Source organism: Ramlibacter tataouinensis (assembly GCF_027941915.1).
Taxonomy (GTDB): domain Bacteria; phylum Pseudomonadota; class Gammaproteobacteria; order Burkholderiales; family Burkholderiaceae_C; genus Ramlibacter; species Ramlibacter tataouinensis_C.
In genome coordinates, this window is record NZ_CP116009.1 from 3,478,456 (window position 1) to 3,498,168 (window position 19,713).

At 69.6% G+C, this 19,713-nt stretch carries 19 protein-coding genes; 16 read left to right on the top strand and 3 right to left on the bottom strand.

Features of this window, described 5'->3' with window-relative positions; all coding sequences use genetic code 11:
* Position 1: 1 nt before the first annotated feature.
* From PE066_RS16615 to PE066_RS16625, 3 genes are read left to right on the top strand one after another with little or no spacing between them, the layout of a single operon-like run.
* On the top strand, positions 2-988 hold the full coding sequence (locus PE066_RS16615; RefSeq protein ID WP_271233640.1) for an oxidoreductase: 987 nt from the start codon (positions 2-4) through the stop codon (positions 986-988).
* A gap of 33 nt (positions 989-1,021) precedes the next feature.
* Positions 1,022-1,795: a TSUP family transporter gene (locus tag PE066_RS16620; RefSeq protein ID WP_271233641.1), complete on the top strand. Its 774-nt coding sequence runs from the start codon at positions 1,022-1,024 to the stop codon at positions 1,793-1,795.
* A 23-nt stretch (positions 1,796-1,818) separates the two neighbouring features.
* Entirely contained in the window at positions 1,819-2,658 is an 840-nt protein-coding gene (locus PE066_RS16625) for an NUDIX hydrolase (RefSeq protein ID WP_271233642.1), read from the top strand.
* Between the two features lie 37 nt (positions 2,659-2,695).
* Here the strand turns inward: PE066_RS16625 and PE066_RS16630 are convergent, their stop codons facing one another.
* Entirely contained in the window at positions 2,696-3,652 is a 957-nt protein-coding gene (locus PE066_RS16630) for a Bug family tripartite tricarboxylate transporter substrate binding protein (RefSeq protein WP_271233643.1), read from the bottom strand.
* Between the two features lie 71 nt (positions 3,653-3,723).
* A complete protein-coding gene (locus tag PE066_RS16635; RefSeq protein ID WP_271233644.1) occupies positions 3,724-4,707 on the bottom strand; it encodes an acrylyl-CoA reductase family protein in 984 nt (327 codons plus the stop codon).
* Positions 4,708-5,076: 369 nt separating this feature from the next.
* Here PE066_RS16635 and PE066_RS16640 point away from each other — a divergent pair, with 369 nt between their 5' ends.
* Positions 5,077-6,231, top strand: coding sequence for an acyl-CoA dehydrogenase family protein (locus PE066_RS16640; protein WP_271233645.1), 1,155 nt, complete (start codon positions 5,077-5,079; stop codon positions 6,229-6,231).
* A 116-nt stretch (positions 6,232-6,347) separates the two neighbouring features.
* A complete protein-coding gene (locus PE066_RS16645) occupies positions 6,348-7,073 on the top strand; it encodes a pseudouridine synthase (RefSeq protein WP_271236600.1) in 726 nt (241 codons plus the stop codon).
* A gap of 105 nt (positions 7,074-7,178) precedes the next feature.
* Here PE066_RS16645 and PE066_RS16650 read toward each other — a convergent pair whose 3' ends face one another.
* A complete protein-coding gene (locus tag PE066_RS16650; protein ID WP_271233646.1) occupies positions 7,179-7,946 on the bottom strand; it encodes an alpha/beta fold hydrolase in 768 nt (255 codons plus the stop codon).
* A gap of 87 nt (positions 7,947-8,033) precedes the next feature.
* Here PE066_RS16650 and PE066_RS16655 point away from each other — a divergent pair, with 87 nt between their 5' ends.
* The 11 genes from PE066_RS16655 (at position 8,034) to sufT (ending at position 19,673) form a co-directional block, all read left to right on the top strand.
* A complete protein-coding gene (locus tag PE066_RS16655; protein ID WP_271233647.1) occupies positions 8,034-8,840 on the top strand; it encodes a competence/damage-inducible protein A in 807 nt (268 codons plus the stop codon).
* 207 nt (positions 8,841-9,047) lie between these two features.
* A complete protein-coding gene (glnA, locus tag PE066_RS16660; RefSeq protein WP_271233648.1) occupies positions 9,048-10,466 on the top strand; it encodes a type I glutamate--ammonia ligase in 1,419 nt (472 codons plus the stop codon).
* Positions 10,467-10,639: 173 nt separating this feature from the next.
* Complete coding sequence (locus tag PE066_RS16665; protein WP_271233649.1) at positions 10,640-11,158, top strand: hypothetical protein; 519 nt, start codon at positions 10,640-10,642, stop codon at positions 11,156-11,158.
* Positions 11,159-11,162: 4 nt separating this feature from the next.
* The gene (gene glnL / locus PE066_RS16670; protein WP_271233650.1) at positions 11,163-12,251 is read left to right on the top strand and encodes a nitrogen regulation protein NR(II); all 1,089 of its coding nucleotides are present in this window, start codon (positions 11,163-11,165) and stop codon (positions 12,249-12,251) included.
* 24 nt (positions 12,252-12,275) lie between these two features.
* Complete coding sequence (ntrC, locus tag PE066_RS16675) at positions 12,276-13,775, top strand: nitrogen regulation protein NR(I) (RefSeq protein WP_271233651.1); 1,500 nt, start codon at positions 12,276-12,278, stop codon at positions 13,773-13,775.
* Positions 13,776-13,960: 185 nt separating this feature from the next.
* Positions 13,961-15,421 carry a Fe-S cluster assembly protein SufB gene (gene sufB, locus PE066_RS16680; protein WP_271233652.1) on the top strand — a complete coding sequence of 487 codons (1,461 nt, stop codon included), beginning with the start codon at positions 13,961-13,963 and terminating at the stop codon, positions 15,419-15,421.
* Between the two features lie 38 nt (positions 15,422-15,459).
* Positions 15,460-16,230, top strand: coding sequence for a Fe-S cluster assembly ATPase SufC (sufC, locus tag PE066_RS16685; protein WP_271233653.1), 771 nt, complete (start codon positions 15,460-15,462; stop codon positions 16,228-16,230).
* A gap of 3 nt (positions 16,231-16,233) precedes the next feature.
* Positions 16,234-17,433, top strand: a complete 1,200-nt coding sequence (locus tag PE066_RS16690; RefSeq protein WP_271233654.1) for a SufD family Fe-S cluster assembly protein — start codon at positions 16,234-16,236, stop codon at positions 17,431-17,433.
* Positions 17,426-18,667, top strand: coding sequence for an aminotransferase class V-fold PLP-dependent enzyme (locus PE066_RS16695; protein WP_271233655.1), 1,242 nt, complete (start codon positions 17,426-17,428; stop codon positions 18,665-18,667). The genes PE066_RS16690 and PE066_RS16695 overlap by 8 nt, the downstream gene beginning before the upstream one ends.
* Complete coding sequence (sufU, locus tag PE066_RS16700) at positions 18,664-19,134, top strand: Fe-S cluster assembly sulfur transfer protein SufU (RefSeq protein WP_271233656.1); 471 nt, start codon at positions 18,664-18,666, stop codon at positions 19,132-19,134. The genes PE066_RS16695 and sufU overlap by 4 nt, the downstream gene beginning before the upstream one ends.
* Positions 19,131-19,673: a putative Fe-S cluster assembly protein SufT gene (gene sufT / locus PE066_RS16705; RefSeq protein ID WP_271233657.1), complete on the top strand. Its 543-nt coding sequence runs from the start codon at positions 19,131-19,133 to the stop codon at positions 19,671-19,673. The genes sufU and sufT overlap by 4 nt, the downstream gene beginning before the upstream one ends.
* Positions 19,674-19,713: the final 40 nt, after the last annotated feature.

Below are 19,713 nucleotides of genomic sequence, written 5' to 3' on the forward strand. Positions count from 1 at the left end.
CGTGAAGGCTTATCTGATCGACAAGGACCCGGCCGGCAAGGCGAGCGGCCGCTGGACCGCGCTGGAGCCGGGCCAGCTGGATCCCGGGGAACTGACGCTGCGGGTGCTCTATTCGAGCGTCAACTACAAGGACGCGCTGGCGGCGACCGGTGCCGGCAAGATCATCCGCCGCTTCCCGTGCGTGGGTGGAATCGACCTGGTCGGCGAGGTCACCGAGAGCCGGGATTCGAAGTTCAGGCCGGGCGACAGGGTCATCGCCACCAGCTTCGACCTGGGCGTCGCCCACCACGGCGGATTCGCGGAGCAGGCGCGGGTGCCGGCCTCCTGGGCCGTGCCGCTTCCGGCCGGCCTGACGCCGTTCGAATCGATGGCGCTGGGGACCGCCGGCTTCACGGCGGGACTTGCCATCGTCCGGATGGAAGAGAACGGGCTCGCGCCGGGGAACGGGCCCGTGGTGGTGTCCGGCGCGACCGGCGGCGTGGGCAGCCTTGCGATCAGCATGCTGGCCAACCTGGGCTACGAGGTGGTGGCACTGACGCGCAAGAGCCAGGAGGAGGCCTATCTGAAGGAGCTCGGGGCCACGCGCATCCAGTCCAGCGCCGATCTGAATCTCGACCAGGTCCGGCCGATGGAAGCCGCGCAGTGGGCGGGCGCGGTCGACAACGTCGGAGGCGCCGTGCTGCACTGGATGCTGGCCACGATGAAGCAGGCAGGGACCGTCGCGAGCATCGGCAATGCCGGCAGCGTCGAGCTGCACTCCACGGTGTTTCCCTTCATCCTGCGCGGCGTCAGCCTGCTGGGCGTGGACTCCGGGTACATGGGATTCCCGACGCGCGCGAACGTGTGGCAGCGGCTGGCCACGGATCTGAAGCCCACGTGCCTGGCGCGGATCACGAGGACGGTCGACTTCGCGGATCTGGCGCCGGTCTTCGACGACTTCATCGCAGGCCGCGCCAAGGGAAGAACCGTCGTCCGGATCGGCGGCTGAAGGACAAGGCCCGCAGCTCTCGTGACCTTCTCCATGCCGGGCATCGAAGCGGTGGTGATGTTCCTGGCCTGCGCCGCCGTCGCATCGCTGCTGCAGAACCTGACCGCGTTCGCCTTCGGTTTGGTGCTGCTGGGAGGGGTCGAGCTGTTCGGCATCGTTCCGCTGGCGGACGCCGCCAATGCGTCGATGGTGCTGGCCCTGGTCAACTGCCTCGCGTTCTTCTGGGGCGACAAGCAGCCGCTGCCCTGGCATCAGGTCCGGCACGTGCTCTGGGCCGGTTCCATTGGCGTGGCCGCCGGCCTGGCGCTGCAGGTTTGGCTCAGTGCGAATGCGGCGCAATGGTTCCGGTTGCTGCTCGGCGTGACGGTGATCCTGAGCGCCGCCAACCTGCTGCTGGCCCGGACCGTGCGGCCCGAGCCGTCGCCGCCCCGGACCTTCGCTTTCTTCGGTGCGCTCTCGGGCCTGCTCGGCGGGCTGTTCGCCACTTCGGGACCACCGATCGTCTACCACATGCTGCGCCAGCCCTTCGATCCCCTGCAGATCCGGCGCTGCCTGGCCCTCATCTTCGCGGTCAACAACGGCTTTCGTCTCCTGCTCGTGGCCGGGACCGGACGCTTCTCGCAGCTTTCGCTGCTGCTGTGCTGCGTCGCGCTGCCGGTTGCGCTCCTTGTCACGGTGCTGTGCAGGCGCTATCCCATCAGCATCCCGCGCAGCCGGCTCGCATGGATGACCAGTGCGCTGCTGTGCGTGGCAGGTGCTTCACTCGTGCTCTCGGCGGCACGGGATGCGCTGCGTCCCCTCATCTGACGTTTCTCGACCCGAACAAGAAAATGGACATCCAGCTTGGCGCCCCACCGCCCACGCCGGCAGCGACCGTCGTGGTGGTTCGAGACGGCGCGCAGGGCATCGAAGTCCTGATGCTGTGCCGGCAGCAGGCACTGGAGGTGCATGGCGGCGTCTACGTGTTCCCCGGGGGGAAGGTGGAGAGCGGCGACCGCCTCGGCGGCGGCGTGGTGGGCCGCGAGACCGCCGATGAACTGTGCCAGGCGCTGGGCGAACCCGGGCTCGCGCCGGCCGATGCGGTGGCGCTGCATGTGGCGGCCGTGCGAGAGACGTACGAGGAGGCGGGAATCTTGCTGGGCGGCAGTTCCTGTGCTGACGTGTGCACGTGGATCGCGCGGGGCGAGTCCTTCGCGCAGATCGTGCGCCGATGTGCCGGTGGGCTGCAGCTGTCGAACCTGGCGCCCTGGTCGCGGTGGATCACGCCGGCGGGATCGTTCACGTCCAGCCGTCGCTTCGACACGCGCTTTTTCGTGTGCGCCGCACCGGATGGACAGATGGCCCGCCACGACCTGTCCGAATCGAGCGAATCCTTGTGGGTCGCCCCGCGGGAGGCCTTGGGCAGGTACGGGAGCGGCGAGATCAAGCTCATGCCCCCGCAGATCCTGACCCTGAACCACCTCTCGACGTTCCCGGACGTGGGCTCGCTGATGGCGGCAGCGCGCGCCCGGCGCCCCTACGTCGTCCGCCCGATGCCGGTGGAGGAGGGCGGGCGCAAGCTGGTGGTCTACCCCGGCGACGAACTGCACGCGGAGCGCGAGCCGGTGATGCCCGGGCCCACGCGCCTCGTGTTCCGCGATGGCCGGTACGAACTCGCGCCGGCGGGTTGAAAGGCCTGGCCGCGGCGCGCCCAGGCCGCCGGGCGCCTCAATCCAGCCTGGCGCCGGAGACCTTGATGCGCTCGCGCTGGGTGCCGCGATCGGCCGCGACGTAGCTGGCCGCTTCGGCCGCCGTGGAGCCGATGGGCTCCAAGCCTTGCGGCTCCAGGTGTTTCTCCTGGAAATCCTTGTCCTGCAGGACGGACCTGGCCGTGCTCGCCAGGAGATTCACGACCTCGCGAGGCGTGCCGGCGGGCGCCGACAGCATGATGACGTACTCGGCGCCGATCTCCTGCAAGCCGAGCTCCTTGAAGGTCGGCACGTTCGGGACGCTCTTGATCCGCGAAGCGGCCCCCACGCCGATGATCCGCAGCTTGCCGCTGTTGTGATGGGGCAGGACGTTCGAGAAGCCGGTGAAGCCCGCATCCACCCGCCCCGCCAGCATGTCCTGCAACAGTGGCGGCGAGCCCTTGTAGGGCACGTGCACCCATTCGAAGCCGGCCTTGGTGGCCAGCATGGCGGCGGGCAGGTGCGTCACGCCGCCGATGCCCGCGGAGCCGAACTTCACTTCCTGCCCCGGCTTGCGGCTCTTGATGTTCTCCAGGAAGGCCGGGAACGCGTCGGCCGGGAATTGCGGGCTGATGGCCAGTGCCACCGGAACCCGCACCAGGATGCTGACCGGCAGCAGTTCCGTGTCCGGGTTGTAGGTCAGCGACTTGTAGAGGAATTGACTCTGCGTGATCGGCGCCTCGGTGGACACCAGGATCGTGTAGCCGTCGGGCTTGGCCTTGGCGACCTGGTGCCCGGCCAGCGTCTCGCTGGCGCCCGGCTTGTTCTCCACCACGATGCCCTGCCCGAGCTTGTCGGACATCCGCTTGCCGACCAGACGCGCAAGACCATCGACGGCGCCTCCGGCGGAGTAGCCGACCACGAATGTCACGGCCCGGGCGGGATAGGCCTGGGCGTGTGCCAGGCCCGACGCCGCCGCGCACGCGGCGGCAGCCATCAGAACGGTCCTTCTCTTCATCGCGTCTCCTTGGTTGTGAACTGCCTCGTCCGGTCACGGACAGGGTCGCATCAGCCGGGCGCTTTCGACCCCACCTCGACCACTACCCGGCCCACCGACGAGACCTTGAAGAAGCTGTCCATCGTGTTGTCGAGCTCCGTGAAGGCGATCGGGCGGCAGATCCTGTCGAAGTGCCTGGGCTTCAGGTCGGTCGCCATGCGCTCCCAGAGCCGGCGACGCTCGGGCATCTTGAGCTGACGCGACACGTTGATGCCCAGAATGTCGATGGAGCGGAGCACGAGCGGCAGGACCGTGGTCGTGAGCTCGACCCCGACCATGCCGGCGACGGCCACCTTGCCGTTCGGCATCAGGTTGGCCGCGAGTCGGTCCAGCATCGCGCCGCCGACGTTGTCGAGCGCGCCCGCGAAGGGCGGCGCGCTCACCAGAGGCGCCTTGTCCTTCATGAAGTCGTCGCGTGCGATCACGCGGGCGGCGCCGATTGCCTTCAGGTAGTCGGTCTGTTCGGCCTTGCCGGAGATGGCGACGACCTCGTAGCCCTTGCCAGCCAGCATGTCGATCGCCAGGCTTCCCACGCCGCCCGACGCTCCAGTGACCGCGACGGGGCCGTCGCCCGGCTTGAGCCCGGCCTTCTCGAACCGATCCACGGCGAGCGCGGCCGTCAGGCCCGAGGTGCCCAGCCCCATGGCCTCGTACAGAGACAGCCCCTTGGGCAGGGGCACCACCCATTCCGCCGGCACGCGGGCATAGTCGGCGTAGGCGCCATCGTGCAGCGTGCCCAGCTGGTAGTTGGTCACCACCACCTGCTCGCCTTCCCTGAACCGCTCGTCTGCCGATCCCACGACGACACCCGACAGGTCCACGCCGGTCACGCAGGGCCGGTCGGTGCGCACGTTCTTGCCGAAGCCGCGAGCGGCCATCGCGTCCTTGTAGGTGATCGCCGAGAACGCGGTGCGGATCACCACGGGACCCGGATCGATGTCGTCCAGCGTCAGCTGCTCGAACTTGCAGACGGGCTTGCCGTCGATGGTGTGCACGCGGAATGCCTTGAATCTTTCCATGGGAGATACGGTCGTGATGGTGGAACGTGGGTGACGGCGCGATTCTTGGAGCGCCCCATCGGACCCGTGAATCCGGATTCTTGGAAGGCGGCGTTCGCCTGCGGTGAATGCCGCGCCGCCCCGCCACGGCCGTCCGGGTGGGTTTCCGTGTGCAGTCGCGGGTTTGCGCAGCGCCCGCCGCGGCCGTAGCGTCTGCATTGCAGACCTAGGTCATCAGTCAGTGAGCCGAAGTAGGGGAACACCCTCGCTTTATGCCCCTTGTCGCACTCTTAGCATCGGCGCCATCCCTGCGACACAGGGGTTGTCTGCAATGCAGACCGCGCACTGACCTTCGAGGAGCCAGACTTGGATTTCGCCCTCACCGACGACCAGCAGATGATGGTGGACGCAGCCCAGCGGGTGAACGAGAAATTCGTTCAGCCGCTGCTCGCCTCCCACGACCAGTTCAAGGGCCTGCCCAAGCAGGCCGTGCTCAGCGTGCTCCAGAAGGCCGCGGACCTAGGCTTGACCGCTGCGCGCATCCCGGAAGAGGGGGGTGGGGCCGGCCTGAAGATGCTCGATTACGGCCTGATGGTCGAGCAGCTTCCACCGAGCATCATGTTGATGGTGCAGCCCCACGAGGCGACGAGCACGCGCATCTACTTCGGCGGCACCGACGAGCAGCGCGAACGGTTCCTGCCCGACCTGATCGCCGGCCGCAAGGTGGGCGCCACCGGCAGCACGGAGCCTGACCATGGCTCGGATCCGCGCGGCATCAAGACGACGGCGACGCCGGATGCCGAGGGCAACGTCACCCTGACGGGGCGCAAGCAGTGGATCTCGAACGCGCCGGTCTGCGACCTGATCTACGTAACCTGCCGCATGCCGGATGGCGCCGGAGGGTTCAGGATGGCGCGCGTCCTGGTCGACCGGAGCGAGACGCCGTTCGAAACGCGGGAACTCGAGATGCACGGCCTGTGCCAGGCGCCGCTCGGTGAAGTCCTGTTCGATGGCAACAAGGTTCCGCTGCGCAACGTGTGTCCCGAGAGCGCCGACACCGCGCGCCTGCTGACCATCACCTGGCTCGCCAACCGTCCGGCTGTCGGCCTGATGGCAGTCGGCCTGGCCCAGCGGGCACTGGACATGGCCCGCGAGTATGCGGGCGTGCGCAAGCAGTTCGGCAAGCCGATCGGGGCCTTCCAGGCCATCCAGAACGATCTCGCCGACATCGAGACGCTGGTCGTGAGCGCGCGCCTGACCTGCTACCACGCGCTGGCCGCCATCGATCGGGGCCAGAGGGCCAACGGCCTGTCGGCCATGGCCAAGCGATATGCGGTCGATGCATCGGACAAGGCGATCGCCATCGCGATGCGCGTCCATGGTGCGATGGGTCTGAGCCGGGAGCTCGGCCTCGAACAGATGGCGCGAGACGTCCGGTCGCTGACCGTCCCGGACGGTACGCCGGGCATCCTGGCCTTGATCCAGGGTCGTGAGCTCACGGGCCTGGATCCATTCCGCTGAGGAGCGCCGATGCGGTCAGTTCGATGGCCGCGGGCTGACCGGGATTGCGACCCCAGGTCGGCGCTGACCGTTCCCTTGGCGGATCCGGCGAGTGCGACGTGCATACTGCGCGCCACATGGAGTTGCAGCAGATCCTTTTCAGCCAGGGGTTCGGCACGCGGCGCGTGTGTGCCGGGCTGGTGCAGCAGGGGCTGGTCAGCGTCGCCGGCCAGCCTTGCACGGATCCTTCCGCCGAGTTCGACCCGCAAGGCCTGCGCTACACGGTGCAGGGGCAGGCCTGGACCTGGCACGAGAAGGCGTACGTGCTGCTGCACAAGCCGGCCGGCTACGAGTGCTCGCAGCGGCCATCGGCCTGGCCCAGCGTCTACACGCTGCTGCCCGCGCCGCTGCGCCAGCGGCCCCAGCGCCAAGGCACGCCCGGCGTCCAGGCCATCGGGCGGCTGGACCAGGACACCACCGGCTTGCTGCTCCTGAGCGACGACGGGGCCTTCATCCACCGCCTGAGCTCGCCCAGGCGGCAGGTGCCCAAGGTCTACCTCGCAACCGTCCGGCATCCGATCGAGGATGCGATGGTGCAGCGCCTGCGCGACGGCGTGGTGCTGGACGACGATCCTCGGCCGGTGCGCGCCGCTGCCTGCGAGCGGCTGGACAGCCATCGGCTGCAGCTGACGCTGACCGAGGGCAAGTACCACCAGGTCAAGCGCATGGTGGCGGCCGCCGGCAACCGGGTCGAGCAACTGCACCGGTCGCGCATCGGCGGGCTCGAGCTGCCGACGGACCTGGCGCCCGGGCAATGGCAGTGGCTGGCCGCTGCGGATTTGGAGCGCCTGCAGGCGGGGTGAGCGCGCGGCCGAACCGCGCTCTGCCGAGAAGGGGTGCGGCGCGAGGCCGCCATGGCGGCTTCGGGCTTGTCATTCCGGCGAGCCGGAATCCACTCCCTTCGCCGATCAGGGCCGCGCCGCCAGGAAATCCACGATCCGGCTCGTCACCGCCGCCGGCTGGTCCCGGTGCGGGGAGTGGCCGCAGTCCTCCAGAACGGCCTGCTCGAATGGGCCGCGGGTGGGCGCGATCTCGTCGATCTGGCGCAGGGTGCCGTAGGCATCGGCCACGCCCTGGATCGCCAGCACCGGCGCCTCGATGCGCCGGCAGTCCTCGCGGATGTCGAAGGCGCGGAAGCGCGGGTCCAGCCAGGCATCGTTCCATTGCCAGAACGCCACGTCCACGTCGGCATGGAAGCGCGCCAGCCGCTCGCGCAGGCCCGGCTGCAGATAGGCCTCGCGCGCCTGCGCGATCGACTGCACCGAGATGTCTTCCACCATCACGTGCGGCGCCATCACCACGCAGGCCGACAGCGGATGGCGGCTGGCGTGCAGCAGCGCAATGCTGCCGCCGTCGGAGTGGCCCAGCAGCACCGGCGCCTGCAGCTCCAGCGCCTGCAGCAGCGCCGGGAGCACCTCCCAGGCTTCCCGGTGCATGTAGTCCGGCTCCAGCCGGCCGGTGCCGCGCACGTCGGGAACCGGGTCCGATTGGCCATAGCCACGGCGCGAATAGACGATGCCGGCTCGACCGCTGGCCGCGCACACCTGCGCCGGCCAGTCGCGCCACATGGCGACCGAACCCAGGCCTTCGTGCAGGAAAACGATGGGTTGCCTGCCGCGCGGGCCGGCGATGCGCAGGACCTCCAGTCCGACGCCATTGATTTCGATGCGCTCCATCGCGTCGATGTTACGGGAGCCGCCGGCGGCGCAGCCCGGCTGCGTCCGGCCATGCGGGTGTCACGCGGCCCCGCTAGCATTGCGCGCATGAACGACATTCCCGAATTCGGCCTGGTCATCGTTGGCGACGAGATCCTTTCGGGCAAGCGGGCCGACAAGCACATGCCCAAGGTGATCGAGCTGCTCGGCGCGCGTGGCCTGCAGCTGGCCTGGGCCGAGTACGTGGGCGACGCGCCCGAGCGCATCACGGCCACGCTGCGCCGTGCCTTCGACTCCAGCGCGGTGGTTTTCAGCTGCGGCGGCATCGGCGCGACGCCGGATGACCGCACCCGCCAGTGCGCCGCCCAGGCGCTGGGCGTTCCCCTGCGGCTGCACCCCGAGGCCGAGGCCCTGATCCACGAGCGCATGCAGGACGTCGCGCGCGAGCAGGGCACGCCCTACGAACCCGATCGCGCCGACAACGTGCACCGCCTCAACATGGGCGTGTTCCCCGAGGGCGCCCGCATCATCCCCAACCCGTACAACAAGATTCCCGGATTCAGCGTGGGCCACGTGCACTTCACGCCCGGCTTTCCGGTGATGGCCTGGCCGATGATCGAGTGGGTGCTGGACCAGCAGTACGTCCACCTGTTCCGGCCCGGCACCTGGCAGGAACGCTCGGTCATCGTCTTCGGCTCGATGGAGGCGGCGCTCACGCCGTTGATGGAGCAGGTCGAGCGCGACCACCCGGCCATCCGCGTGTTCAGCCTGCCCAGCGTGGACCATCCGCAGTACGGACGCCACATCGACCTGGGCGTCAAGGGGGCGCCACAGGCCGTTGCCCCCGCCTACGGGCAGCTGCTGGAGGGCCTGAAGGCGCTCGGCGCCCAGCTCGGCCCCGAACTGGTGCGTTAGCATTCCCGCACCAGGATGGCACAGTCGTTTTGCACCATCCAGGTGCAAAACTCATCCGGATAGCCCCGCGACTGCACCGGCCAAGCGGCGGGGCCGTGCACCAAGCTCGCTGCCATGGCGGCGCCGGCGCCATGCACCAGCTTTGGCACAGAACGTGCATTCCCTGGCCCGTCCATTCGCAACGAACCATCCAACCGGAGAACCCTGATGGCAGCCAAGACCGTCGCAGACGTGATGAAGATGGTGAAGGAGAACGAGGTCAAGTTCGTCGACTTCCGCTTCACCGACACCCGCGGCAAGGAGCAGCACGTCACCGTGCCGATCTCCCATTTCGACGACGACAAGTTCAGCTCGGGCCATGCCTTCGACGGTTCCTCCGTCGCCGGCTGGAAGGGCATCGAGGCATCCGACATGCTGCTGATGCCCGATCCCGATACCGCCAACATCGATCCGTTCTTCGAAGAGACCACGCTGATCCTGTCGTGCGACGTGCTGGAGCCCGGCGACGGCAAGGCCTACGACCGCGACCCGCGCTCCATCGCCAAGCGCGCCGAGGCCTACCTCAAGGCCAGCGGCCTGGGCGACACCGCCTTCTTCGGCCCGGAACCCGAGTTCTTCATCTTCGACGACGTGCGCTGGAGCGCCGGGCCGAACGGCTGCTTCGTCGAGATCGACGAGTACGAGGCGCCCTGGAACACCGGCAAGAAGATCGAGGGCGGCAACAAGGGCCACCGGCCGACCACCAAGGGTGGCTACTTCCCGGTGCCGCCGATCGACAGCACCCAGGACATGCGCGCCGAGATGTCGCTGATCCTCGAGCAGATGGGCATCCCGGTCGAGGTGTTCCACCACGAGGTGGCCGGCGCCGGCCAGAACGAGATCGGCACCCGGTTCAGCACCCTGGTCAAGCGCGCCGACTGGAGCCAGCTGCAGAAGTACGTGATCCACAACGTCGCCAACGCCTACGGCAAGACCGCGACCTTCATGCCCAAGCCCATCGTTGGCGACAACGGCTCGGGCATGCACGTGCACCAGTCGGTGTGGAAGGACGGCAAGAACCTGTTCGCCGGCGACGGCTATGCCGGCCTGTCGGACTTCGCCCTGTACTACATCGGCGGCATCATCAAGCACGCCCGCGCGCTCAACGCCATCACCAACCCCGGCACCAACAGCTACAAGCGCCTGGTGCCCGGCTTCGAGGCGCCGGTCAAGCTGGCCTACAGCTCGCGCAACCGCTCGGCCTCGATCCGCATCCCGTACGTGGCCAACCCCAAGGGGCGCCGCATCGAGTGCCGCTTCCCGGACCCGCTGATGAACCCCTACCTGGGCTTCGCGGCCATGCTGATGGCCGGCCTGGACGGGGTGGAGAACAAGATCCACCCGGGCGAGGCTGCCACCAAGGACCTGTACCACCTGCCGCCGGAAGAGGACGCCAAGATCCCGACCGTCTGCCACAGCCTGGACCAGGCGCTGGAGTACCTGGAGAACGACCGCGCCTTCCTGACCAAGGGCGGGGTGTTCAGCGACGCCATGATCGACGCCTACATCGAGCTGAAGATGGGCGAGGTACAGCGCTTGCGCATGACCACCCATCCGATCGAGTTCGACATGTACTACAGCCTCTGACGGGACCATCCCGGGGCTGTGATTCCGCACAGTCCCGCGGCCGACAAGGCACCGCCGGCGCGGTGCCTTGTCGTTTTTTGCCTTGCAAATCATGGGCTTGCCTTGCAATCCTCATCGGTTGCGCCATACTGGCAGGCCGTCCTGGGCCCGCCCGGCCCAAGGAGCCCTTCTCCATGAAGTCCGTCCTCACTGTCTCGCTTGCCGCCCTGCTCGCCGCCACCGCGGCGCAGGCCCAGAGCACGCGCATCTACCGCTGCGGCAACACCTACACCAACGACGCCGCCCAGGCGCAGGCCCAGGGCTGCAAGCTGGTCGAGGGCGGCAACGTCACTGTGGTGGAGGGCACCCGGGTCAACAGCCAGTCGACGGTGCGCGTGGCCGCGGCGCCTTCCTCCTCGTCCGCCGCCGGGCAGCCCGGCCAGAAGGTGGATTCGGCCGAGCAGAAGGCGCGCGATGCCGATGCCCGCCTGATCCTCGAGGCCGAGCTGAAGAAGGCCGAGGCGCGCCAGGGCGAACTGGCGCGGGAATGGAACAACGGCGAGCCCGAGAAGATGGGCCCCGAGCACCGCAACCACCAGAAGTACCTCGACCGGGTGGCCGAGCTCAAGGCCGCCATCGCCCGCAACGAGAGCGACATCGCCGGCATCCGGCGCGAGCTCGTCCGCGTGACGCCGGCGACCGCGTCCAAGTGACGCCTTGACGGCGCCCCGCTCCCCCAAGACCCCCGCCTCGCGCCAGGCCCGCTTCCAGGCCTTCGACCTGCTCGCCACCCTGGTGGCGGTGGTGGCGACCGACGGCCGCGTGCTGTTCGCCAATGCGGCGCTGGAAGACGCGCTGGGCATGTCCCGCCGCAGCATCCGGGGCTCGCCCTTTCCGGATTGCTTTGCCGAGCCGCAGCTGCTGCGCACCGCGCTGGCCGGCGTCGGCAGCAACGAGTTCGCGACCCTGCGCTACGAGGCCGGGCTGCTGCGACATCGCAGCGACCCGCTGCCGGTGCACGTGGTGGTGGCGCAGACCGACCGTCCCGGCGAGGCGGTGGTCGAACTGCTGCCGCTGGAGCAGCAGGCGCGGCAGGAACGCGAGCAGCGCCTGCTCGACCAGTCGCAGGCCAACAAGGAGCTGGTACGCAACCTGGCGCACGAGATCCGCAACCCGCTGGGTGGCATCCGGGGCGCCGCCCAGTTGCTGGAAATGGAGGTCCAGGGCAAGGACCTGAGGGAGTACACCCGCGTCATCGTGCACGAGGCCGACCGGCTGCAGGCACTGGTGGACCGGCTGCTGGATCCGCACCGGCGCGCCCCTGTGGTGGGCGACGTCAACATCCACGAGGTCTGCGAGCGGGTGCGCGCGCTGGTCCTGGCCGAATTCCCCCGCGGGCTCGACGTGGTGCGCGATTACGATGCCTCCTTGCCGGAGTTCCGCGGCGACCGCGAGCAACTGATCCAGGCCGTGCTGAACATCGCCCACAACGCCTGCCAGGCGCTGGCCGAGCGCATCGCGGCCGGCGACGCGCAGATCGTGCTGCGCACCCGGGTCGCGCGCCAGGTGACGTTTGGCCGCCAGCGCTACCGATTGGCACTGGAATTGCATGTGATCGACAACGGGCCGGGCGTGCCCCCGTTGCTGAAGGACCGCATCTTCTATCCGCTGGTGTCGGGGCGGGAGGGCGGTTCGGGGCTGGGGCTGACACTGGCGCAGACGATCGTGCAGCAGCACCATGGGCTGATCGAATGCGACAGCGTCCCGGGCAGGACCGATTTCAAGATCCTGATCCCGCTGCCCTGACCACTGCCGGAGCGACCGCCACCCATGAAGCCGATCTGGATCGTTGACGATGACCCCTCCATCCGGTTCGTGCTGGAGAAGGCGCTGCTGCGCGAGGAACTGCCCACGCGCAGCTTCAGCCACGCCGGCGAGGTGCTGCAGGCGCTGGAGGCCGCGGGCGAGGCGGGCCCGCAGATCCTGATCAGCGACATCCGCATGCCGGGCGGCAGCGGGCTGGAACTGCTGAACAAGGTCAAGCAGAAGCGTCCGGGGCTGCCGGTGATCGTGATGACGGCGTTCTCCGACCTCGACAGCGCCGTGGCCGCCTTCCAGGGCGGTGCCTTCGAGTACCTGCCCAAGCCGTTCGACGTGCCGCATGCGGTCGAGCTGATCCGGCGCGCGGTGCAGGAAAGCCAGCGCGAGCAGGTCGCCGAGGTGCGCATGCAGGAGGCGCCCGAGATGCTCGGCCAGGCGCCGGCCATGCAGGACGTGTTCCGCGCCATCGGCCGGCTGTCGCAGAGCAATGTCACCGTGCTGGTCACCGGCGAGTCCGGCTCCGGCAAGGAGCTGGTGGCGCGGGCGCTGCACCGGCATTCGCCGCGCGCCGACGGCCCGTTCGTCGCGATCAACACCGCCGCCATCCCCAAAGACCTGCTGGAGAGCGAGCTGTTCGGGCACGAGCGCGGCGCCTTCACCGGCGCGCAAGCCCTGCGCCGCGGCCGCTTCGAGCAGGCTGACGGCGGCACGCTGTTCCTGGACGAGATCGGCGACATGCCGTTCGACCTGCAGACGCGGCTGCTGCGCGTGCTGTCCGATGGCCACTTCTACCGGGTCGGCGGGCACAGCCCGGTCAAGGCCAACGTGCGGGTGATCGCCGCCACCCACCAGGACCTGGAGCAGCGGGTCAGGGAGGGCGCCTTCCGCGAGGACCTGTTCCATCGCCTGAACGTGATCCGGCTGCGCCTGCCGGCGCTGCGCGAGCGGCGCGAGGACATCCCGATGCTGGCGCGCCACTTCCTGCAGCAGTCGGCCCGGCAGCTCGGGGTCGAGCCCAAGCGCATCGCCGACGCCGCGCTGGCGCGGCTGTCGTGCTTCGCCTTTCCCGGCAACGTGCGGCAACTGGAGAACATCTGCCACTGGCTGACGGTGATGGCGCCGGCCCAGGTGGTGGAACCCAAGGACCTCCCGCCCGAGGTGCTGGCCGAGCCGCCGGGTGCCGGCCAGGCCGAGGCAGGCGCGCCGCAGGCGTCGCCGCCCGGTTCGAACGAGGCGGCCCCGCCGGCAGCGGCCCTGGAGCCGGCCGCTCCGCTGCCGGCGGTCGTGCCGAGCCAGCCCTGGGAAGCGGCACTGGAAGCGCAGGCGCGCGAACTGCTGGCTTCCGGCCAGCCCGGCGTGTGGGACGCATTGACCCGGCGTTTCGAGTCCCGGCTCATCCTCACCGCGCTGTCGCTGACCCGTGGCCGCCGCATCGAAGCCGCCCAGAGGCTGGGCATCGGCCGCAACACCATCACCCGCAAGATCCAGGAACTGGACCTCGACGAGTGAGGCGGCGCTTCACGCCGAAGCCAGTGGTGGGGCCGACCGGATGCACGCACTGTGCCATCACGGGCGTGTGGCATCACGGGCGCCGCTCCCGCGCGGTCGCAGCGGCCGTGCGAGTGCAAGCATCCCCCCATCCACAATAGGGCCGCCGCCTGCAGCGGCAATAAGATGCACCGATAATGCATGTTATGGATACGATCCCTGTTGAGCAACCCGACGCCCTGGCGCAAGCGTTGGCGCAGCCGTACCGGCATGGCTTCGTCACCGACATCGAATCCGATGCCTTGCCGCCCGGCCTGGACGAGGACGTCATCCGCGAGATCTCGCGGCGCAAGCGCGAACCCGAATTCCTGCTGCGCTGGCGGCTGGCCGCCTTCGAGCGCTGGCGCGCCATGGAGGTGCCCGATTGGGCCTACCTGCGGATCGAGCCGATCGACTTCCAGGCGCTGTCGTACTACTCGGCGCCCAAGTCGCTCAAGGACGGCCCCAAGAGCCTGGACGAAGTCGATCCGAAGTTGCTGGAGACCTACGAGAAGCTGAACGTGCCGCTGCACGAGCGTGCCCGCCTGGCGGGCGTCGCCGTCGATGCGGTGTTCGACAGCGTGTCGGTGGGCACCACCTTCCGCGAGAAGCTGGCCGAGGTCGGCGTGATCTTCTGCTCCTTCTCGCATGCGGTGGAGAACCACCCGGAACTGATCGAACGCTATCTCGGCACCGTGGTGCCGCAAGGCGACAACTTCTACGCGGCGCTCAATTCGGCGGTGTTCTCCGACGGCTCCTTCGTCTACGTGCCGGCCGGCGTGCGCTGCCCGATGGAGCTGTCGTCCTACTTCCGCATCAACGCCCGCAACACCGGGCAGTTCGAACGCACCCTGATCATCGCCGAGCCGGGCAGCGAGGTGAGCTACCTGGAAGGCTGCACCGCGCCGCAGCGCGACGAGAACCAGCTGCACGCGGCGGTGGTCGAACTGATCGCCCACGACGACGCCCGCATCAAGTATTCGACGGTGCAGAACTGGTACCCCGGCGACGAGCGCGGCCGCGGCGGCATCTACAACTTCGTCACCAAGCGCGGCCTGGCCGCCGGCAAGCGCTCGCGCATCTCGTGGACGCAGGTGGAGACCGGCTCGGCCATCACCTGGAAGTACCCCAGCGTGGTGCTGCGCGGCGAGGGCGCCAGCGGCGAGTTCCACTCGATCGCGGTGTCCAACCACTTCCAGCAGGCCGACACCGGCACCAAGATGATCCACCTGGGGCCCAACACCACCAGCCGGATCGTCTCCAAGGGCATCAGCGCGGGCCACGCGCACAACAGCTACCGCGGGCTGGTGCGCATGGCGCCGACCGCGGCCGGCGCGCGCAACCACACCCAGTGCGACTCGCTGCTGATCGGCTCGCACTGCGGCGCTCACACCTTCCCCTACGTCGAATCGGCGCGCGCCGACGCCGTGGTCGAGCACGAGGCCACCACCACCCGCATCTCCGAGGAGCGCCTGTTCTATTGCCAGCAGCGCGGCCTCGACCCGCAGGAAGCCACCGCCCTGATCGTCGGCGGCTTCTGCCAGTCGGTGCTGGAGGAGCTGCCCATGGAGTTCGCGCTGGAAGCGCGTTCGCTGCTGGCCGTCTCGCTCGAAGGCGCCGTCGGTTGATTGGGGTCAGATACGAATTTCCGGAAAGCCACACGAACATGAACACATCCCAACCCGTGCTGCAGGTCGAGGAGCTGCGTGTCGCGATCGGTGACCGCGAGGTGCTGCGTGGCGCCTCCTTGTCGATCCAGCCCGGCTCGGTGGCGGTCCTGATGGGCGCCAACGGCAGCGGCAAGAGCACGCTGGGCCTGGCGCTGGCCGGCCATCCGCGCTACCAGGTCAAGGGCGGCAGCGCGAGCTTCGCCGGATCGGACCTGCTGGCCATGAGCGTGGAGCAGCGCGCCCGCGCCGGCCTGTTCCTGTCGTTCCAGGCGCCGCCCGACATCCCCGGCGTGAAGAACAACCTGTTCATCCGCACCGCGCTGAATGCGGTGCGCGAGTCGCGCGGCGAGGCGCCACTCGACGCCTTCGATTTCCTGGGCGAGGCACGGGCCTCGGCCAAGCGGGTGGGGCTGCCCGAGGCCATGCTGGGCCGCCCGGTGAACGACGGCTTCTCCGGTGGCGAGCGCAAGCGCAACGAGCTGCTGCAGCTGGCGCTGCTCAAGCCCAGGCTGGCGATCCTGGACGAGATCGACTCGGGCATGGACGTCGACGGCGTGCGCGGCATCGTCGACCTGATCACGGCCTTGCGCCGGCAGGGCACGGCCTTCCTGATCATCTCGCACTACCTGCAGATGATCGAATCGCTGCAGCCCGATGCGGTGCTGCGGCTGGCCGAGGGCCGCATCGCCCAGAGCGGCGGGATGGAACTGGCGCGCGAGATCGCCCGCACCGGCTACGTGCGCACGCCCGCCACCGCGGAGGCCTGAGCGATGGCACACGGGGCATCCAACGACGCAGTCGCCGCGCGCAACCACCTGGCTGCGCACGGCTGGATTGCGAAGAAGGCCGAGGCCTTCCGCCACCTGCCGCCACCGCCCGCCGAGCTGTGGCTGGGTGAAGTGACGGCGCCCATCGAAGCGCCCGAAGACGGCTGGACCCTGCAGATCCTGGACGGCACGACCGCAGGGGTGGTCGAGGCGCGCTGGTTCGACGCCGCCGATGCCGCCCAGCGCAGGGAGCTGTTCGCATCGCTGCCGCTGCCGGCCGACGACGATGCCGCGCCGTTCGCCTGGGCGCACCGGGCGCTGGTGCGCCGCGGCCTGCGACTGCGCCTGGGCGCCGGCGAGAGCTTGCTGCGGCTCGACCGCGCGCCGGTTGCCGCCGTCGAGGCGCCCCTGCTGCTGATCGAACTCGCCCCCGGTGCTTCCTGCGTGCTGCTCGAGGCACATGCCGCGCCGCTTGCAGCACCTGTCGTGCAGAACCTGCAGGTGCACGTGCAGCTGGCGCAGGGCGCCCGCCTGAAGCACCTGCGCCACGTGCCCGCGGGCCGCGCCGACCGCATCGCGCATCACCTGCACGCGCGGCTGGATGAGGATGCGCAGTACGCGCAGGCGCTGCTGGCCACCGGCAGCGACTACCACCTGCAGCGCAACGTGGTGGCGCTGCAGGGCGCGCGCGCAGCCGCCCGCATCGATGGCGTGCTGCTGGCCGACGGCAGCACGCTGGAGCAGCAGATCGTCTCGCGCCATGGCGCGCCGCACACGCGCAGCAGCGCCGAAGTGCTGGCACTGGCCAGCGGTGCCGCGCGCGTGGTCGGCAATGTACTGACGCACATGGCGCCGGGCTGCGACGAAGCCGAGGCGCGGCAGAAGCTCGCCGGCATTCCCACGTCGGGCCAGCCGCGCATCGTGCTGCGCCCGCACCTGGAGATCCACCACGACCAGGTGCAGGCCTCGCACGGTGCCACCTGGGGCGCGCTGCCGGAAGAGGCCCTGTTCTTCGCCCGCCAGCGCGGCCTGGATGAGTCGGCCGCCAAGGCACTGATCCTGGAAGGCCTGGCGCGCGCGGCGCTGGCGCGCGGCGTCGACGACGACACGCTGCCCGAGGCGCTGCGCCTGGACCCCTACCTGGGCGAGGCCATCGCGCGCCACCTGGCCGGCACGCCGGCGAAGGAGGCCGCCCATGGGTGACAGGCTGCTGGATGGCACGCACGCCGGGCAATTCCCCGGCCTGGCCCAGCGCATCAACGATGCGCCGCTGGCCTACCTGGACAACGCCGCGACCACCCACATGCCGCAGGCGGTGATCGATGCGCTGCAGGCCTTCGAGGCCGGCAGCCGGGCCAACATCCACCGCGGCGTCCACACGCTCAGCCAGCGCTCGACCGAGGCCTTCGACCAGGCGCGTGCCACGCTCAAGCGCTTCGTCGGCGCGGGCGACGCGCACGAACTCGTGTTCACCTCCGGCACCACCGAGGCCCTGAACCTGGTCGCGCACGGCCTGTCGGACGCCGGCCTGGGCGCTGCCGTGCTGCAACCCGGCGACGAGATCGTGGTCAGCGCGTTGGAGCACCACGCCAACCTGGTGCCCTGGCAAGTCGCGGCGCGCCGCAGCGGCGCCAGGCTGCACGTCCTGCGGCCCGATGCGCAGGGCTGCCTGCACCCCGATGACCTCGCGCGCCTGCTGGGCCCCCGCACGCGGGTGTTCGCCGTCACTGCCTGCGCCAATGCCACCGGCGAGCGGCCGCCCTACGAGGCGCTGCTGGCGCTGGCCGCCGAGGCCGGCGCGCTGACCGTGCTGGATGCCGCCCAGGCGGTGGCGCACGAGGTGCCGCGTTTGGCGGACCTCGATTGCGATTTCATGGCCTTCTCCGGCCACAAGATGTACGGCCCGATGGGCATCGGCGCGCTGGTCGGCCGCCGCGCCGCGCTGGAGCGGCTGGCGCCGCTGCGGCTGGGGGGTGACATGGTCGAGTGGGTCACCGAGCAGACCGCCAGCTTCGCCGAACTGCCGGCGCGGCTGGAGGGCGGCACGCCCAACGTCGGCGGCGCCGTCGGCATGGCCGCCGCCGCCGACTGGATCGATGCGATCGGGCGCGAGGCGATCGATGCCCATGTGCGCGCGCTGCGCAGCCACGCGGTGACCCGGCTGTCGGCGTTGGACCGCCTGCGTGTGCTGTCGCCCGGGGCCGAGCGCTCGGCCATCGTGTCGTTCGTGGCCGAGGACGCGCACCCGCACGACCTGGGCACGCTGCTGGACCGGCGCGGCATCGCCGTGCGCACCGGCCACCACTGCGCCCAGCCGCTGCTCGAGTGCCTGGGCACCGGCCCGACCACCCGCGCGTCCTTTGCCATCTACAACACGCACGAGGAAGTGGACCGCCTGGCCGATGCCGTCGCCCACGCCCTGGAGGTGCTGCGATGAGCGATCCCATCGACGATCTCTACCAGGAGCTGGTGCTGGAGCACAAGCGCGCCCCGCGCCATTTCGGCAAGCTGCCCGAGGCCACGCACGAGGCGCGCGGACGCAACCCGAGCTGCGGCGACGACATCCACGTGCAGTTGCAGCTGCAGGGCGATGCCCTCAAGGACATCCGCTTCACCGGCCAGGGCTGCGCGATCTGCATCGCCTCGACGTCGATGATGACCGAGGCCCTGCATGGCCGCGACAAGCAGGCGGCCGAGGACCTGCAGCGGCGCTTCCGCGCGGTGATGACCGGCGAGGCCGACCCGGAGGAAGCGTCGCTCGGCAAGCTGGTCAGCCTGGCGGGCGTGCGCAACTACCCCAGCCGCATCAAGTGCGCGCTGCTCGGCTGGCATGCCCTGATGCACGCACTGCAGCAGCCCGCCGGCAAAACGACGGTGGCCACCCTGGAGGAACCCGCGCCATGAGAGCCCCGCGCGAGACCGTGATCTTCCGACGGCCGGTGATGGTGGAGCTGGTCCCCTACGGCACGCAGATCGAGCTGGACCCCGGCATGATGGGCCAGGTCACCCAGTCGCTGGGCGACAACTTCACGCTGGTGGTCGATGGCCAGATGGTGCGCCTGAAGGGCAGCGATGCCGATGCGATCGGCAAGGAGCCGCCAACGGCGCAGCAGGAGGAGGGCGACGACGGCAGTGACCTCGAGACTCGCATCTGGCGCACCCTCGCCACCTGCTACGACCCCGAGATCCCGGTCGATATCGTGGAGCTGGGCCTGATCTACGCCTGCGAGCTCACGCCGATGGCGGACGGCCGCAGCCAGGTCGACATCCAGATGACGCTCACCGCACCCGGCTGCGGCATGGGCGAGGTGCTGGCCAACGAAGTGGCCGACAAGGTGCTGGCGCTCAAGGGCGTGGGCGAGGTCAAGGTGGACATGGTGTTCGACCCGCCCTGGGATCGCTCCCGGATGTCCGAGGCCGCCCAGCTCGCGCTCGGCATCTGAGCGCGCCCGCAACGTTTTCTTTCTTATCAACTCGCCACTC

Bases quoted from the DNA above. Each gene is read 5' to 3' on its own strand.
- PE066_RS16620 (WP_271233641.1), top strand. From the start codon at position 1,022: ATGCCGGGCATCGAAGCGGTGGTGATGTTCCTGGCCTGCGCCGCCGTC.
- PE066_RS16625 (WP_271233642.1), top strand. From the start codon at position 1,819: ATGGACATCCAGCTTGGCGCCCCACCGCCCACGCCGGCAGCGACCGTC.
- PE066_RS16630 (WP_271233643.1), bottom strand. From the start codon at position 3,652: ATGGCTGCCGCCGCGTGCGCGGCGGCGTCGGGCCTGGCACACGCCCAG.
- PE066_RS16645 (WP_271236600.1), top strand. From the start codon at position 6,348: ATGGAGTTGCAGCAGATCCTTTTCAGCCAGGGGTTCGGCACGCGGCGC.
- PE066_RS16650 (WP_271233646.1), bottom strand. From the start codon at position 7,946: ATGGAGCGCATCGAAATCAATGGCGTCGGACTGGAGGTCCTGCGCATC.
- PE066_RS16655 (WP_271233647.1), top strand. From the start codon at position 8,034: ATGAACGACATTCCCGAATTCGGCCTGGTCATCGTTGGCGACGAGATC.
- glnA (WP_271233648.1), top strand. From the start codon at position 9,048: ATGGCAGCCAAGACCGTCGCAGACGTGATGAAGATGGTGAAGGAGAAC.
- PE066_RS16665 (WP_271233649.1), top strand. From the start codon at position 10,640: ATGAAGTCCGTCCTCACTGTCTCGCTTGCCGCCCTGCTCGCCGCCACC.
- ntrC (WP_271233651.1), top strand. From the start codon at position 12,276: ATGAAGCCGATCTGGATCGTTGACGATGACCCCTCCATCCGGTTCGTG.
- sufB (WP_271233652.1), top strand. From the start codon at position 13,961: ATGGATACGATCCCTGTTGAGCAACCCGACGCCCTGGCGCAAGCGTTG.
- sufC (WP_271233653.1), top strand. From the start codon at position 15,460: ATGAACACATCCCAACCCGTGCTGCAGGTCGAGGAGCTGCGTGTCGCG.
- PE066_RS16690 (WP_271233654.1), top strand. From the start codon at position 16,234: ATGGCACACGGGGCATCCAACGACGCAGTCGCCGCGCGCAACCACCTG.
- PE066_RS16695 (WP_271233655.1), top strand. From the start codon at position 17,426: ATGGGTGACAGGCTGCTGGATGGCACGCACGCCGGGCAATTCCCCGGC.
- sufU (WP_271233656.1), top strand. From the start codon at position 18,664: ATGAGCGATCCCATCGACGATCTCTACCAGGAGCTGGTGCTGGAGCAC.
- sufT (WP_271233657.1), top strand. From the start codon at position 19,131: ATGAGAGCCCCGCGCGAGACCGTGATCTTCCGACGGCCGGTGATGGTG.